The organism is Streptomyces sp. NPDC056128 (assembly GCF_042263835.1).
In the GTDB taxonomy this organism is placed as follows: domain Bacteria; phylum Actinomycetota; class Actinomycetes; order Streptomycetales; family Streptomycetaceae; genus Streptomyces.
This window is the reverse complement of the sequence record NZ_JBHJVQ010000051.1, coordinates 1-15876: the sequence shown is the minus strand read 5'-3', so window position 1 is coordinate 15876 and position 15876 is coordinate 1. Positions and strand designations below refer to the sequence as shown.

Sequence of the window (15876 nt, the reverse complement as noted above, 5' to 3'; positions counted from 1 at the left end):
CCCTCCGGATGGCTCTCCCGGAGAGCGCCCGCAACCTGGCCCAATCCGCTCGGGACCCGGCTCCGGATTACCCACGCCAGCGTTGATCACCGTGGGGTGGAGGAGTAGCGAAATGCCGCGAGCGTCAGGGGAGACCGCACACCGCACCGCCGTCATAGGCAGCGGAGTGGCCGGTCTGACCGCCGCGTACGTACTGGGCCACGCGCACCAGGTAACGCTCTACGAGGCCGACGACCGCCTCGGCGGCCACGCCCACACCCACGAACTGGCCGCCGCGGACGGCCGGGTCCACCGGGTCGACTCCGGGTTCATCGTGCACAACCGCCGCACCTACCCGAACCTGCTGCGCCTCTTCGACGAACTCGGCGTCGCCACGCAGGAGTCGGAGATGAGCATGTCGGTGCGGTGCGAGGGCTGCGGACTGGAGTACGCCGGCGCCCGCGGCCCCGCCGGTCTCCTCGCCCGCCCGCGCAACGCCCTGAGCGGCCCCTACCTGCGCATGCTGGCCCAGGTGCCCCGCTTCCACCGCGCCGCCCACCGGCTGCTCGGCGCCGACGCCGACCAGGCGTTGACCCTGGGCGAATTCCTGGACCGCGAGGGCTTCTCGCCGTACTTCCGCGCCCACTTCATGACGCCCGTGGTCTCCGCCGTCTGGTCCTGCGACGCGGTCACCGCCCTGCGCTACCCGGCCGCCTACCTGTTCCGCTTCCTGCACCACCACGGCATGCTCGCGGTCGGCGGCTCACCGGTGTGGCGCACGGTCACCGGCGGCTCCCGCTCCTACGTCGACCGGATCGCCGAGCGCCTGCCCGACGTACGCACCGCCACCCCCGTCCGCTCGGTGACCCGGCACGCGGACGGCGTGGACGTGACCGCCGCCGACGGCACCACCGACACCTACGACCACCTCGTCGTCGCCGTCCACCCCGACCAGGCCCTGGAGTTGCTGGCCGACCCGACGCCCGAGGAGAAGGAGGTCCTCGGCGCGTTCCGCTACTCCCGCAACGCCACCCTCCTGCACACCGACACCACCCTGCTGCCCCGCGCACGAGGAGCCCGCTCCTCCTGGAACTACCTCATGCCGTCCTGCGACGCGGGCGCCGACCGGGTCCGCGTCAGCTACGACATGAACCGCCTGCAACGCCTCGACGCGACCGACACCTACGTCGTCACCCTCGGCGGCGAGGACCGCGTCGACCCGGACCGGGTGCTGGCCCGCATGACCTACGAACACCCCGTCTACACACCCGAGTCGGTCGCCGCCCAGCGCCGGCTGGCCGGCCTGCGCACCCCGGTCACCGCCTACGCCGGCGCCTACCACGGCTGGGGGTTCCACGAGGACGGCTGCCGCTCCGGGGTGGAGGCCGCCGAAGCCCTCGGAGTGACCTGGTGACCCGCACCCCCACGGCCCGGCCCGGCCTGTACCCCTGCGAGACCGTCCACGTACGCACCGACCCCACCCGCTACACCCTGCGCCACCGCACCTACATGTGGCTCGTCGACCTCGACCACCTCCCCGAACTGCCCCGCCCGCTGCGCCCCCTCGCCGGCTTCCGCGCCCGCGACCACTTCGCCGGCGACGCCCCCTCCCTGCGGGCGGGCCTCGACCGCTTCCTCGCCGACCGCGGTGTCGACCTGGCGGGCGGCCGGGTCCTCATGCTCGCGCACGCCCGCGTCCTCGGCCACGTCTTCAACCCGCTGACCCTCTACTGGTGTCACGGCCCCGACGGCGCCCCGCGCTGCGTCGTCGCCGAGGTGCACAACACCTACGGCGAACGCCACGCCTACCTGCTCCACCCCGACGAGACGGGCGTCGCCCACGCCGACAAGGACTTCTACGTCTCGCCGTTCTTCCCCGTCGACGGCGCCTACCGCATGCGGCTGCCGCTGCCCGCGGACCGCCTCGACCTGACCGTACGACTGGACCGGCCCGGCAGCCGCCCGTTCACCGCGACGGTCCGGGGCAACCGGCGGGAGGCGACCCCCACCGCCCTCCTGCGGCTCGCGCTGCGGCACCCGCTGTCGACGCTCGCGGTGTCCATCGGCATCCGCAGGCACGGCATCCGTCTCTACCTGCGCGGCCTCCCCGTCCAGCCGCGCCCGAACAACCGCACCACGGAGAAAGCGACATGACCGCGACCCACCCCCGCCCCGCCACCGCGTCCCGCGTCCCCTCGGTCCGCAGCACCCCGGTCGACCCGCACCGCTGGCCCGACGTGGCCGCCCCGCCCCGGGCCTCCCGGGCACGCCGCACCGTCGCCGCGGCCGTCGTCCGCCGGGCCCTGGACCGGCTGCCGCTGCGGGTGCGGTTCGCCGACGGCGACACCGTGGGTCTGGGCGGGCCGCTGGTGGAGGTCCACGACCCCGACGCCTTCCACGGCCGGATCGGCGCCCAGGGCCTCATCGGCTTCGGCGAGTCCTACATGGCCGGCGAGTGGGACGCCCCGGACCTGGTCGGCGCCCTCGGCGTGCTCGCCGCCAACGCCGCCCACCTGGTGCCCGCCCCGCTCCAGCGGCTGCGCCGGCTGTGGCACCAGCGGCAGCCCGCCGCCCTGCGCAACACGCCCGAGGGCGCCCGGTCCAACATCAGCAGCCACTACGACCTGTCCAACGACCTGTTCGCCCTCTTCCTGGACGACACCCTCAGCTACTCCTCGGCCGTCTTCCTCGGCTTCCCCGCCCGCCGCGAGTCGCTCGCCACCGCACAGCAGCGCAAGATCGACCGGCTGCTGGACCTCGCCGAGGTCGGCGACGGCACCCGGCTCCTGGAGATCGGCACCGGCTGGGGCGAACTCGCCCTGCGGGCCGCCGCGCGCGGCGCCCACGTGACCTCCCTCACCCTCTCCCGCGAACAGCGCGACCGCGCCCTGGAACGCGCCCGCGAGGCCGGAGTCTCCGACCGCGTGCGGGTCGAACTGCGCGACTACCGCGAGGAGAAGGGCACCTACGACGCCGTCGTCAGCGTCGAGATGATAGAGGCCGTCGGCGCCGAGTTCTGGCCGGTCTACTTCCGTGCCCTCGACGACCGCCTCGCCCCGGGCGGGCGGGCCGCCCTCCAGGCCATCACCCTGCCGCACGACCGCATGACGGCCTCCCGCTCCACCCACACCTGGATCCAGAAGTACGTCTTCCCCGGCGGCCTGATCCCCTCCACGGAGGCGATCGAGACGACGGTCCGCGACCACACCGGACTGCGCGTCGCCCGCCGCGACGGCTTCGGCGCGCACTACGCCGAGACGCTGCGGCTGTGGCGGGAACGGTTCACCGAACGCGCCGCCGAGGTCGACGCCCTCGGCTTCGACGAGACCTTCCGGCGCCTGTGGACCTTCTACCTCGCCTACTCCGAGGCCGGCTTCCGCGCCGCCTACCTGGACGTCCAGCAGTACCTGTTCACCAAGGAGGGCACCGCCCGATGACCCCCGCCCGCACCGCCCGGACCGGCGCCGCCCACCGGCTCGCCGCGCTCGTCGAGGACGCGCTCGGCGGTCCGCTCCCCGTCCGGCTGCGCGCCTGGGACGGCACGGAGACCGGCCCCGCCGACGGCCCCGTGGTCGTCGTACGCTCCCGGCGCGCCCTGCGCCGCCTGCTCTGGCAGCCCGGCGAACTCGGCCTGGCCCAGGCCTACGTCACCGGCGAACTCGACGTGGACGGCGACCTGGCCGACGGCCTGCGCCGGATGTGGGCGGCCACCCGCGAACGCCGCCCGCATCCGCCCCGCCCGGGCCTCGCCGACCGGGCCCGCGCCGCCGCGACCGCCGTCCGCCTCGGCGCCGTGGGACCCCGCCCGCCGGTGCCCGCCTCCCAGGCCCGGCTGCGCGGCGGCCTGCACACCAAGTCCCGCGACCGCGCCGCCATCAGCCACCACTACGACCTCTCCAACGACTTCTACCGCCTCCTCCTCGACGACACCATGGCCTACTCCTGCGGCCTGTGGGCGGACGAGTACACGGACGCCCACGCCGCCGACGCCCAGCGGGCCAAGCTGGAGCTGATCTGCCGCAAGCTGGGCCTCACCGAGGGCGCCCGCCTGCTCGACATCGGCTGCGGCTGGGGCTCGCTCACCCTGCACGCGGCCGAACGGCACAAGGCGCGGGTCACCGCGGTCACGCTGGCCCGGGAGCAGGCCGCCCACGTCCGCGAACAGGTGCGCGAGCGCGGCCTTGAGGACCGGGTGGAGGTCCTCTGCCAGGACTACCGCGACATCACGGGCGGCGACTACGACGCCGTCTCCAGCGTCGAGATGGGCGAACACGTCGGAGACGCCGAGTACCCGGCGTTCGCCGCCGCCCTGCACCGCCTGGTACGGCCCGAGGGCCGCGTCCTGGTGCAGCAGATGTCGCGCGGCCGCAACGCCCCCGGCGGCGGCGCCTTCATCGAGGCCTACATCGCCCCCGACATGCACATGCGGCCACTGGGCGAGACCGTCCAGCTCATGGAGGACGCGGGACTCGAAGTGCGCCACACCGAGTCCCTGCGCGAGCACTACGTCCGCACCGTCGCCGCGTGGGAGCGCACCCTGGAGGAGCGCTGGGACGACTTCACCGCCCTCGTCGGCGAGGAGACCGCGCGGGTGTGGCGGCTGTACCTGGTGGGCGGCGCGCTCGCCTTCGAGCAGCGGCGGATGGGCGTCGACCAGATCCTGGGCGTACGGCCGACCGCCGAGGGCGTCAGCGGGATGCCCGCCACCTCGGGGGAGTGGTACGAGCGGCTGGACGCGTCGTGACCGGCCTCCCGTGGGGCGCGTTCGCCGCCGGCCTCGGCTGGGCGGCGGCCGCCGCGTTCGCCGTCATGCTGGCCACCTTCGCGGTCGCCGTGCGCAAGGGCGTGCACCGGGTCGTGGACGTGGCCTGGGGCCTCGGCTTCGCCGCGGTCGCGGTCGTGACCTGCGCGGTGGCGGCAGCGGTGGGGGAGGGCGACCCGGTCCGTCAGGTCCTGGTCGCCGTCCTGACCGCCGTCTGGGGGCTGCGGCTGGCCGTGCACATCGGCCGGCGCGGCCGGGGCCACGGCGAGGACCCGCGCTACGACGCCATGCTGGCCAAGGCACCCGGCAACCGGAACCTCTACGCCCTGCGCATGGTCTACCTGCTCCAGGGCGCCCTCGTATGGCTGGTGTCGCTGCCCGTCCAGGCGGCCTCCTACGGTTCCGGCCCGGTCACGGCGCTGGCCTGGACCGGCGCGGCCGTCTGGGCCGTCGGGCTGGCCTTCGAGGCCGTCGGCGACGCCCAACTGGCCCGCTTCAAGGCGGACCCGGCCCACCAGGGCCGCATCATGGACCGCGGCCTGTGGAGCTGGACCAGGCACCCCAACTACTTCGGCGACTTCCTCGTCTGGTGGGGCCTGTTCCTGATCGCCTGCGACGCGGGCCCCGCGGCCGCCGCGGTCTCGGTGATCTCCCCGCTGGTCATGACGTACCTGCTGATCGGCGGCAGCGGGAAGCGGCTGCTGGAACGGCACATGGCCGACCGCCCGGGGTGGTCCGAGTACGCGGCACGCACCAGCGGCTTCTTCCCGCGCCCGCCGCGCCGACGGGCGTAGAGCGGACGTGGTCGTGCGGGGTGAGGGCTCGCGCGCGGGCCCTCACCCCATTCAGGCCGGCATGCTCATCAGGGCGACCGGGTCGGAGGTCGGCTGCGGCGACCCGCCGGCCGGCTCGACCGTGATGCCGACGCCGCCCGCGCCGTCGACGGCGCCCTCCATCAGCACCGCCTGACTGGACCGGCCCGGATCCATCAGGCCCGCCGAACGCATCGTCCCGTGGTCGTCGAACCAGAGCTGGTAGACCTTGCCCCGCGGCGGCTCGGCCATGCCCGAGGCCAGGAACACGGCCCGGTCCTGGTTCCCGGAGACCACCACCGTCCCGGTGGCCCCGTCGGCCAGGCGCGCGGTACGGGACTCGGCGTCCGGCGCGGCCAGCACCCCGGCCAGCGTCTCGGCCCGCTGCTCGGCCTGTGCGGCCCGCTCCCCGGCGTCCTGCGCCCGCTCGTACTGCCACACCGCCGTGCCACCCAGCCCCGCCGCGGCGGCCAGGCAGGCGGCCAGCGCCCAACGGCCCAGACCACGCCCCCGGGGCACGACGCGGCGTGCCTTCTCGACGGTGCCGCCACCCGGCGGGACCTGGCGCACGGTCGCGACCCGGTGCAGGACCCGGTCCCTCATCGCGGGGCCCGGCACGAGCGTCGCGGCCAGCCCCAGCCGGGCCGTGGCGGCGGCGAACTCACTGGTCTCCCGCTCACAGGTGGCGCACTGCGCCAGATGCCGTTCGAAGGCGGTCCGCTCGTCGTCGGGCAGCGCGTGCAGGGCGTAGGCGCCCGTCAGGCTGTGCAGGTCCTCGGTGCGCATCACGCGCTCACCCCCAGGCAGTCGCGGAGTCGGATGAGGCCGTCGCGGAGCCGCGTCTTGACCGTGCCCAGCGGCAGCGCGAGCGCCTCGGCCACCTGCCGGTAGGTCAGGCCGCGGTAGTAGGCCAGGGTGACGGACTGGCGCTGGATCTCGGTCAGGGTGCGCAGACAGCGCCGCACCTGCTCGCGTTCCAGCCGGGCCTCCACCTGTTCCGTCACCTCGTCGAACTCGGGCGTACGGTCGAGCAGGGCGGCCTTGTGGTCGCGGGCCGCGGCGGCCTCCACCGACCGCACCCGGTCCACCGCCCGCCGGTGGGCGAGGGTCAGGATCCAGTTGACCACCGTGCCCCGCTCGGGCCGGTAGCGCGGCGCCGTGCGCCACACCTCGACCAGTACCTCCTGCGCGACCTCCTCGGACTGCGCCTGGTCGCGCAGCACCGCCCGGGCGACCCCGAGCACGGATCCCGCCATCGCGTCGTACACCGCGGCGAAGGAGTCCTGATCGCCGAGGGCCACCTCGCGGATCAGCTGTTGCAGGTCGGGCTGTGACGATGGATTTCTGCCGATGTGTACGGCTTCCTTCACGACGGTTTCTCCAAAAGAACGCGACGGGCGGGCATGTCCCCGCGTAATCCGGGGCCGGACGGCCCGCGGATTGGTCGCCGGGCCGCCGAAGGACGCGGTGACCTCGCCCGACGCCCACCCTCCCACGGGTACACTGGCCCCCGTCCGCGTTCGATCGGCTCCACGGAGCGGGAGGAAAGGGAGGTGAGGTTGATGACCGTGCTCGACGCCGCCCTTCGCGGCGCCCGGATCTCCCTCGCGTCCCGAGCGGCGGCCTGACCCCGCATCCCACGAACGCAGACACCAGAAACGGATCCCCGTCCCGTCATGCCTCACACCTGGAACACCCGCGCCGAGACCGGCGCCGACATCCCCGTCATCCGCGACATCGTCCGCGCCGCCTTCCCCACCCCGGAGGAGGCCGCCCTGGTCGACGCGCTGCGCGCCGACCCCGGGGCCTGGATCGACGGCCTGTCCGTCGTCGCGGTCGACGACGCCGACCGACCCGTGGGCCACGCCCTGCTGACCCGCTGCCACATCGGGGAGCACCCGGCGCTCTGCCTGGCACCCGTCGCCGTCCGGCCCGGGTCGCAGCGGAGCGGCGCCGGTGCGGCCGCCGTCCGGGCCGCGCTGGCGGCGGCCGAGCGGCTCGGCGAGCACCATGTCGTCGTCCTCGGACACCCCGAGTACTACCCCCGGTTCGGCTTCACCCGGGCCTCGGCCCACGGCATCGGCCTGACCATCGACGTCCCGGACGAGGCCCTCATGGCCCTCACCCTGGACGCCGCCCACCCGCTGCCCGCCGGCACCGTCCGGTACGCGGCGCCCTTCGGTATCTGATCCGCGACTGATCCGCGACTGATCCGACACACCGTGTGCCGGCGGGACTCCCTCCCGCCGGCACACGGCATTTTCCTCGGTCCAAACCCTTGACCCCGCGTCCGGGCTCCTTCACATTACTGGTTAATGCGCATTAGGTAATGCGCATTAACGCGATCGAGGGGAGCAGTGGTGGCGAAGGAAGCCACAGGGCGGGCGAAGCCGGGGCGGGCCCCCGCGCCGCCCGGCCGACGGGGCCGGCCGAGGCAGGCGGAGGTCGCCCGGCTCGCGGGTGTGTCGCAGGCGACGGTGTCCCTGGTGCTCTCCGGACGCGACCTCGCGACCGGCCGGCCGATCTCGGCGGAGACCCGCGGCAAGGTCCTGGACGCCGCCCGCAGCCTCGGCTACGTCCCCGACCCGGCCGCCAGCCGCCTCGCCGCCGCCCGCAACAACCTGCTCGGCGTCTTCAGCTTCACCGCGACCTTCCCGACCGACGTCCGGCACTCGTACTACCCCTTCCTCGTCGGCGTCGAGCAGGAGGCCGCCGCGCAGGGCTACGACCTGGTGCTGTTCACCGGCTCCAGCAGCGGGGGAGCGGGCGCGTCCGGGGCCGGCGCGCTCAACCGGGTGCGGCTGGCGGACGGTTGTCTCTTCCTGGGCCGCCATGCCCCCGCGGACGAACTGCGCCGGCTGGTGGCCGACGACTTCCCGGTCGTGCACGTCGGCCGGCCCGACGAGGCGGAGGGCCTCGCCTGGGTCGGCGCCGACTACGTCAGCGCCAGCCGCGAGGTCGTCACCACCCTCACCGGACTCGGCCACCGGCGGGTCATGCTCGTCCGCGAGGACGACGAGGCCCCCGCCTCCACCGACCGCGAACGCGGCTTCCTCGACGGGCTGACGGCGAGCGGACTGCCCGCCGGCCCCGACGCCGTGTTCCGCTCCGGCGACCTGCGCCGCGACCTCACCGCCGACCGCGTCCGCGCCTGGCTGGCCGACGGCGTGACCGCGTTCGTCGCCGAGGAGACCGACACCGGCGTCGCCTGGCGGGCCCTGCGCGCCGCCGTCGACGCGGCCGGCCTGGACTGCCCCGGCCAGGTGTCGCTGGCACTGCTCGGCAGCCCGCCCGCCGACCTCGCCCACGAACCGGCCCCCATGGGCTTCGACATCCCCCGCCCCACGCTGGGCGCCGAGGCGGTGCGGCTGCTCGCCGTCCGCGTCGCGGGCGAACCCGCCAGGGGCACGCTCGTCGCCTGCGCCTTCAGACCGGGCACCACCGCCGGACCGCCGGCCACCCCCTGAACCCCCGTCACCCGACCCCGAACCCACCGCACCACCAGAGGAGCAGCGTGATACCGGAACCCGACATCCTCGTCGTCGGCGGCGGCCTCGGCGGCGTCGCCGCGGCCCTCGCCGCCTGCCGGGCCGGCCGCAGTGTCGTCCTGACCGAGGAGACGGACTGGATCGGCGGCCAGCTCACCAGCCAGGCCGTCCCGCCCGACGAACACCCGTGGGTCGAGCAGTTCGGCACCACCGCCACTTACCGGCGACTGCGCAAGGGCATCCGCCAGTACTACCGCCAGTGGTACCCCCTGCGCGCCGAGGCGCTGGCGCTCACCGACCTCAACCCGGGCGCCGGGCGGGTCAGCAAGCTGTGCCACGAGCCGAAGGCCGCCCTCGCCGTCCTGGAGGGCATGCTCGCCCCGCACCTGGCGGCCGGACGCCTCACCGTCCTCACCGAACACCGCCCCGTGGCCGCCGAGTCGGACAACGATGTCGTGCGCGCCGTCGCCCTGGAGGACCTGCGCGACGGCACCCGCCGCACCGTCCCCGCCCGCTACGTCCTGGACGCCACCGAGACCGGCGAACTCCTCCATCTCGCGGGCGTCGAGCACGCGAACGGGGCCGAGTCCATGGCCGAGTTCGACGAACCCCACGCCCCGGAGCACGCCCAGCCGGACAACCAGCAGGGCATCACCGTCTGCTTCGCCCTCTCCCACCACGAGGGCGAGGACCACACCGTCGACCGCCCCGCCGACTACGACTTCTGGCGCTCCTACCGGCCCGACTTCTGGCCCGGCCCGCTGCTCGGCTTCGAGGCCCCCGACCCGCGCACCCTGGAGCCGGTGCGGCGCACCTTCGAACCCAACCCCGACCTCGACCCGCTGGTCGTCAGCGCCGACCAGAGTGCCGACGCGGGTGACAAGGAGCTGTGGGGCTTCCGCCGCATCCTCGCCCGCAAGCTGCACACCGACGGCGCCTTCGACTCCGACATCACCCTCGTCAACTGGCCCCTCAACGACTACTGGCTGAAGCCCTACATCGGCCAGGAGGCCGAAGCACTGCGCGAGGCACGGCAGTTGTCCCTGTCGGTGCTGTACTGGCTCCAGACCGAGGCGCCGCGCACGGACGGAGGCACCGGATTCCCCGGACTGCGTCCGCGCCCCGACGTGACCGGCACCCCCGACGGACTCGCCAAGGCCGCCTACGTCCGCGAGTCCCGCCGCATCAAGGCGGTCACCACCGTCACCGAGCACGACGTCGCCATCGACCTGGTAGGCCCCTACGGCGGTACCCGCCACCGGGACTCCGTGGGCGTCGGCAACTACCGCATCGACCTGCACCCGTCCACCGGCGGTGACAACTACGTCGACATCGGCTCGGTGCCCTTCGAGATCCCGCTCGGGGCGCTCGTGCCGCGCCGGGTGCGCAACCTGCTGCCGGCCGGCAAGAACCTCGGCACCACGCACATCACCAACGGCTGCTATCGGCTGCACCCGGTGGAGTGGAACATCGGCGAGGTCGCCGGAGCCCTCGCCGCCCACTGCCTCACCGAGAACGTCGAGCCGCATCAGGTGCAGGCCGAGGACAAGAGGTACGACGAGTTCGCCAAGGTCCTCGACCGCGGCGGCGTGCAGCGTCACTGGCCCGACGTCAGGGGCTACTGAACGACCCCGCGCGCGCGGGGAGTTCGGGCGGGGCAGCTCCACCTGCCCCGCCCGGTGACCGCCCGCGTGCGGACCGACCCAGCACAAGGAGGTGCCCGGACATGACCACCCACCGCATCCGCGTCGGCATCGACGTGGGCGGAACCTTCACCGACGCCGTGGCGGTCGACGCCACGACGCTCCGGCTCGTGGGCCAGGTGAAGGTCCCCACGAGCCACCATCACGAGGACGGCGTCGCCCACGGCATCGTCGAAGCGCTCGACCGGCTGCTGACGCAGACCGGACACGCACCCGCCGACGTCGCCTTCCTGGCACACGGCACGACCCAGGCTACCAACGCCCTGCTGGAGGGCGACGTCGCCACCGTCGGCCTGCTCGGCATCGGCACCGGCGGCGGGACGTACTTCACCCGCCGCCTGGCCTCGCTCGCCAAGCTCGAACTCACCCCCGGCAAACGGCTGCCGCTGCACTACGCGCACGTGCCCGACCCCGACGACGCCACCGCCGTACGGACCGCCGTGGAGCGGCTCACCACCGCCGGCGCGGAGGCCCTGGTGGCCAGCGAACCGTTCGGCGTCGACCGGCCCGAGGGCGAGACGGCGGTCGCCGAGGCGGCCCGCGCGACCGGCCTGCCGACCACCGGGGCCCACGAGATCACCTCGCTGTACGGACTGCGCAAGCGCACCCGCACCGCCGTGGTCAACGCGGCGATCCTGCCGCGCATGCTGGCCACCGCCGACCTCGTCGACGCCTCCATCACCAAGGCGGGCGTCACCGCGCCGCTGATGGTGATGCGCTGCGACGGGGGAGTGATGTCCCTCGACGAGATGCGGCGCAGGCCCCTGCTGACCGTGCTGTCGGGACCCGCGGCCGGGGTGGCCGGGGCGCTGATGCAGGAGCGCGTCAGCGAGGGCGTGTTCCTGGAGACGGGCGGCACCTCCACCGACATCAGCGTCGTCAAGCGCGGCAAGGTCGCGGTCCGCCACGCCACCATCCTCGGCCGCACCTCGTACCTCAACGCCCTCGACGTGCGCACGGTCGGCGTCGGCGGCGGCTCCATGGTGCGCGTCTCCGGCGGCCGGGTCACCGGCACCGGACCGCGCAGCGCCCACATCGCGGGCCTGCCGTACGCCTGCTACGCCGACCCGGCCGACCTGCGGGACGCCAAGCTGACCACCATCAGTCCGCTCCCCGGCGACCCCGCCGACTACGCGGTGCTCGACGCCGCCGGCGGCCGGTTCGCGCTCACCATGACCTGCGCCGCCAACGCGCTCGGCCGGGTCCCCGAGGGCGACTTCGCGCACGCCGACCCCGGCACCGCCCGTGCCGCGCTGGCCCCGCTCGCCGCCGCCCTCGGCACGGATGTGCCCACCGCCGCCGCCCGGCTCCTGGACGCCGGCACCGACCAGGTGAAGGCCGTCGTGGACGACCTGGTGCGCGAGTACCGCCTGGACACCGACACCGCCGTCCTGGTCGGCGGAGGCGGCGGCGCGGCCTCCGTCACCCCGCACCTGGCCGACCGCACCGGCATGACCGGCCGCATCGCCCGGAACAACGAGGTCATCAGCCCCATCGGCGTCGCCCTCGCCCTGGTCCGCGAACAGGTCGAGCGGATCGTGCCCGGCGCGACCCAGGAGCAGATCCTCGCCGTCCGCGCCGAGGCCGAACGCGCCGTGGTCGCACAGGGCGCCGCCGCCGACGGCGTCGAGGTCGAGGTCACCGTCGACCCGCAGACCAACGTCGTACGCGCCATCGCCACCGGCGCGACCGAACTGCGCACCCAGGACCGGGCCCACCGCGCCGACGACGACGAGCGGCTGCGCCTGGCCGCCACCAGCCTCAGGACCGAGCCGTCCAAGGTGGACGTGCTCGCGGGCACCCCCGCGCACACCGTCTACGGCGCCGAGGTGCACCGCCGCTTCCGCCCCGTCCGCCACCCGGTGCGGGTCGTGGACGCCGACGGCGTCGTACGCCACCACGCGGCCGACGCCCGGGTCGAGGCGACCACCGTCGCGAGCGCCCCCGAGGTGCTGGCCAAGCTGGTGACCGAGGCCACCTCCTACGGCGACGGAGGCGTCCGCGCCCCCGCCGTGCGGCTGCTGGTCGGCTCCCGCATCGCCGACCTCTCCGGCGTCCTCGACCCGGCGCCGCTGCTCGCCCTCGCCCGGAGCGAGCTGCGCTCCCGCGCCGCCGACGAACCCGTCGTCGCCGTGCTGGAGGTGCGGGAATGACCGTCCAGGACGCCCCCGCGACGGCGGACCCCGCCGCCACCGACGACATCGGGTGGGCGGTACGGCTGCTGGCCGCCACCCCCACCCACGAGCACCGCGACCCGGAGCTGCTGCGCCACTGGGCCCGCACCGCCGACGCGTTCGGCTCCGCCCTCGCACCCGTCCCCTGCGGGGCGAGAGTCGTGGAGAGCGACGGCGGCCTCGCACACGGCCTGCTGGCCCGCTACACCTCCAGACCGCCCACGGTCGAGCTGTACACCGACACCATCGCGCTCGCCGAACGCGTCGTCGACGCCCGAGGCTGGCGCGCCTGGTACCCGGCGGGCTCCGTACGGGCCGCCGCCCTCGCCCACGAGGCGGTGCACGCCCACCTCCACCACGGCCCCGCCCGCGCCGCCCTGAAGCGCGCCCTCGGCCACCACGCCCTGCGCCTGGGCCGCCTGCGCGTGCCCGGCCACGTCGCCGGCGCCGAGGAGGTGGCCGCGCACGCCTACGCCCGCACCGTCTGCGGGCTCGGCCGCAGCCCCCTGCTGCTGACCGCCGCCCTGGCCGCCGAGGCCGGGACCGGAAACCTCCCCTCACCTGCACGTGACGCAAGAAGAGAGAACTGACCCATGGGTGTCGTCATCCTCCTCGTCATGGCGGCCGGCGTCGCCGCGATGCTCACCCGCAAGCTCCCCACCGCCTTCGCCCTGGTCCTGCTGGCCGTGGTCATCGCCTTCCTCTCCGGCGCCCCCCTGACCGGTGAGAACAGCGTCCTGGACACGGTGCTCCAGGAGGGCGCCCCGGCGCTCGCGGCCACCATGGTCGCCATCATCCTCGGCTCCTGGCTGGGCAAGCTGCTCGACGAGACCGGCATCGCCGGCACCCTCGTCCGCAAGATCGTGGAGTTCGGCGGCGACCGGCCCACCGTCGTCGCCCTCGGCGTCCTCGCGGTCTCCGCGCTCGTCGGCACGGTCACCGGATCGGCGCCCGCGGCGATGCTGGCCGGCATCATCGGCATCCCCGCCATGGTCGCCGTCGGCGTGCCCAAGGTGACGGCCGCGGGCACCGTGCTGATGGGCATCGCGGTCGGGGTGCCCTTCGAACTGCCCGTCTGGCAGTTCTTCTCCACCGCGCTGGACCTGCCGGTCGACACGGTGCGCGGCTTCATGGTGAAGCTGTTCCCGTTCGCACTGGTCGCCGCCGTCGCCTACGTGGTGATCGAGAACCGGCGGCGCGGCACCGAGCACGCCTGGTCTCTCAAGTCGGTGGCCGCCCGGCCGCCGTCGCGCCGCGAACGCCTCGGCGACGCGCCCTGGTACGCGCTGCTCGCCCCCGCCGTCCCGCTGGTGCTGGCCCTCGGCCTGGAGGTGGCCATCATCCCCTCGCTGCTGGCGGGCGTGCTCTACGCGCTGGTCACCACCACCCGGCCCGGCGAGATGAACAAGCGGCTGCTGCGCACCCTGTACGGCGGCTTCGAGGTGGCGGCGCCGCCGCTCGCCCTGTTCGTCGCGATCGGCATCCTGCTCGCCGCCGTCAAGCTCCCCGGCGCCGTCGACGCGCTGGAGCCGCTGATGAAGGCGGTCAGCCCGCAGAACCCGGTGCTGTTCGTCCTCGTCTTCACCCTGCTGGTGCCGCTCTGCCTGTACCGCGGCCCGCTGAACGTCTTCGGTCTCGGCGCGGGCATCGCTGGCGTCCTCATCGCCACCGGCATCTACCCGGCCGTCGCCGTCCTCGGCATGGCCACCTCGTACAACCAGGTCTTCGGCGTCGCCGACCCGACCAGCACGCAGACGGTGTGGGCCGCCCAGTACGCGGGTGTCAGCCCGCAGCAGGTCATGGTCCGCACCCTGCCCTACGTGTGGCTGGTGGCCCTCGGCGGCATGTGCGTCACCGCCGCCCTGTACCTCTGACCCACCCCCTCTCCCCCCAGGAGTCGACATGCACGAGCCGCACCTCGACCGCCGTCTGTTCCTGAAGGGCACGGCCGTCACCGGTGCCGCCCTCGCGCTGGGCGCCACCGCCGTACCCGCCGCCTCCGCCGCGCCCGGCGGCTTCCCCGACTACACCCACGTCCGCACCCTGCTGACGCCGTCCCAGCTCGCCTACAACCCCACCGGCGAGATCATCTTCCCGACCGTCCGGGGCGTCTACGACCGGCTGCCCGCGAGCGGCCGGCTGGGCCGCTACTACCTGTACTACGCCCCGCACGACGCCCCCGGCGGCATCTGCCTGGCCTACGGCGACTCGCTGGAGGGCCCGTTCACGGAGTACCCGGACAACCCGATCGTCTCCCACACGTGGTCGCCGCACTACTCCGTCAGCCACGTCTCCTCCCCGCACGTGATGTGGAACGCGGAGGAGAGGGAGATGTGGCTGTACTTCCACGGGGAGAACACCACCACCCGCCTCGCCCGCTCCAAGGACGGGGTGAACTTCACCTACGACAAGGTGGTGCTGACCACCTCGATGCTGCCGTCCGGCACCACGGAGACCTCGTACGCGCGGGTCTTCCGGCACGACCTGCCCTCGCGCGGCGCCCGCTACGTCATGGTGTTCATGCTGAACAACAAGACCAACCACCGCGACATCGGCTGGGGCTGGTCCGCGGACGGCCGCACCTGGACGTTCGCCCAGCAGCCCCTGGTGCGCCACGGCGACGTCGGCGCGGTCAACGTGGGCGGACCCCACCTGCTGCACCGGAACGACAGCACCTACGTCGTCTACAACAAGGACAAGGAGAGCGGCGGCGACCTGATGATCACCGAGGTCGGCAACGACTTCTCGCTCCGCAGGCACCTCGGCGTCTTCTACAACTCCCGCGGCTCCGCACCGGAGAACGGCCGCGCGGCCGCGCCCTCCTTCGGCACGGACCGCGGCGTGCCCTACATGATCTACGAGGCGGGTGAGCGCCTGGCGGGATCGATCGCGATGGCCCGCGGCTGACACCCGGTCCATGACAGGGGGCCGCCCCGTCCTAAGCGGACGGGGCGGCCC

Annotated in this window: 14 protein-coding genes; 12 read left to right on the top strand and 2 right to left on the bottom strand. The window is 74.2% G+C overall.

Annotated features, from left to right (window positions below):
• Positions 1-112: 112 nt before the first annotated feature.
• Genes ACFC1X_RS39640 through ACFC1X_RS39620 form a run of 5 tightly spaced genes read left to right on the top strand, consistent with a single transcriptional unit; the run spans position 113 to position 5535 of the window.
• Positions 113-1393, top strand: a complete 1281-nt coding sequence (locus ACFC1X_RS39640) for an NAD(P)/FAD-dependent oxidoreductase (RefSeq protein WP_376364258.1) — start codon at positions 113-115, stop codon at positions 1391-1393.
• Positions 1390-2133, top strand: a complete 744-nt coding sequence (locus tag ACFC1X_RS39635; protein ID WP_376364255.1) for a DUF1365 domain-containing protein — start codon at positions 1390-1392, stop codon at positions 2131-2133. The genes ACFC1X_RS39640 and ACFC1X_RS39635 overlap by 4 nt, the downstream gene beginning before the upstream one ends.
• Entirely contained in the window at positions 2130-3416 is a 1287-nt protein-coding gene (locus ACFC1X_RS39630; protein WP_376364252.1) for a class I SAM-dependent methyltransferase, read from the top strand. The genes ACFC1X_RS39635 and ACFC1X_RS39630 overlap by 4 nt, the downstream gene beginning before the upstream one ends.
• Positions 3413-4723, top strand: a complete 1311-nt coding sequence (locus tag ACFC1X_RS39625; RefSeq protein WP_376364250.1) for a class I SAM-dependent methyltransferase — start codon at positions 3413-3415, stop codon at positions 4721-4723. The genes ACFC1X_RS39630 and ACFC1X_RS39625 overlap by 4 nt, the downstream gene beginning before the upstream one ends.
• On the top strand, positions 4720-5535 hold the full coding sequence (locus ACFC1X_RS39620; protein ID WP_376364247.1) for a DUF1295 domain-containing protein: 816 nt from the start codon (positions 4720-4722) through the stop codon (positions 5533-5535). The genes ACFC1X_RS39625 and ACFC1X_RS39620 overlap by 4 nt, the downstream gene beginning before the upstream one ends.
• 51 nt (positions 5536-5586) lie before the next feature.
• Here ACFC1X_RS39620 and ACFC1X_RS39615 read toward each other — a convergent pair whose 3' ends face one another.
• Entirely contained in the window at positions 5587-6339 is a 753-nt protein-coding gene (locus ACFC1X_RS39615; RefSeq protein WP_376364244.1) for an anti-sigma factor domain-containing protein, read from the bottom strand.
• Positions 6339-6923: a sigma-70 family RNA polymerase sigma factor gene (locus ACFC1X_RS39610; protein WP_161330600.1), complete on the bottom strand. Its 585-nt coding sequence runs from the start codon at positions 6921-6923 to the stop codon at positions 6339-6341. Before ACFC1X_RS39610 ends, ACFC1X_RS39615 begins: the two co-directional genes overlap by 1 nt.
• A gap of 306 nt (positions 6924-7229) precedes the next feature.
• On the opposite strand from ACFC1X_RS39610, the gene ACFC1X_RS39605 reads away from it, so the two are divergent.
• The 7 genes from ACFC1X_RS39605 to ACFC1X_RS39575 all read left to right on the top strand — a co-directional run bounded on the left by ACFC1X_RS39605 (position 7230) and on the right by ACFC1X_RS39575 (position 15825).
• Complete coding sequence (locus ACFC1X_RS39605; protein ID WP_376364240.1) at positions 7230-7742, top strand: GNAT family N-acetyltransferase; 513 nt, start codon at positions 7230-7232, stop codon at positions 7740-7742.
• Between the two features lie 168 nt (positions 7743-7910).
• The gene (locus ACFC1X_RS39600; protein ID WP_376364237.1) at positions 7911-9020 is read left to right on the top strand and encodes a LacI family DNA-binding transcriptional regulator; all 1110 of its coding nucleotides are present in this window, start codon (positions 7911-7913) and stop codon (positions 9018-9020) included.
• A 47-nt stretch (positions 9021-9067) separates the two neighbouring features.
• On the top strand, positions 9068-10666 hold the full coding sequence (locus ACFC1X_RS39595; protein ID WP_376364235.1) for an FAD-dependent oxidoreductase: 1599 nt from the start codon (positions 9068-9070) through the stop codon (positions 10664-10666).
• A 101-nt stretch (positions 10667-10767) separates the two neighbouring features.
• Positions 10768-12897, top strand: coding sequence for a hydantoinase/oxoprolinase family protein (locus ACFC1X_RS39590; RefSeq protein ID WP_376364233.1), 2130 nt, complete (start codon positions 10768-10770; stop codon positions 12895-12897).
• Positions 12894-13508: a hypothetical protein gene (locus tag ACFC1X_RS39585; RefSeq protein WP_376364230.1), complete on the top strand. Its 615-nt coding sequence runs from the start codon at positions 12894-12896 to the stop codon at positions 13506-13508. Before ACFC1X_RS39590 ends, ACFC1X_RS39585 begins: the two co-directional genes overlap by 4 nt.
• A 3-nt stretch (positions 13509-13511) precedes the next feature.
• The gene (locus ACFC1X_RS39580) at positions 13512-14792 is read left to right on the top strand and encodes a transporter (protein WP_376364227.1); all 1281 of its coding nucleotides are present in this window, start codon (positions 13512-13514) and stop codon (positions 14790-14792) included.
• 28 nt (positions 14793-14820) lie between these two features.
• On the top strand, positions 14821-15825 hold the full coding sequence (locus ACFC1X_RS39575; RefSeq protein ID WP_376364224.1) for a twin-arginine translocation signal domain-containing protein: 1005 nt from the start codon (positions 14821-14823) through the stop codon (positions 15823-15825).
• Positions 15826-15876 lie beyond the last annotated feature (51 nt).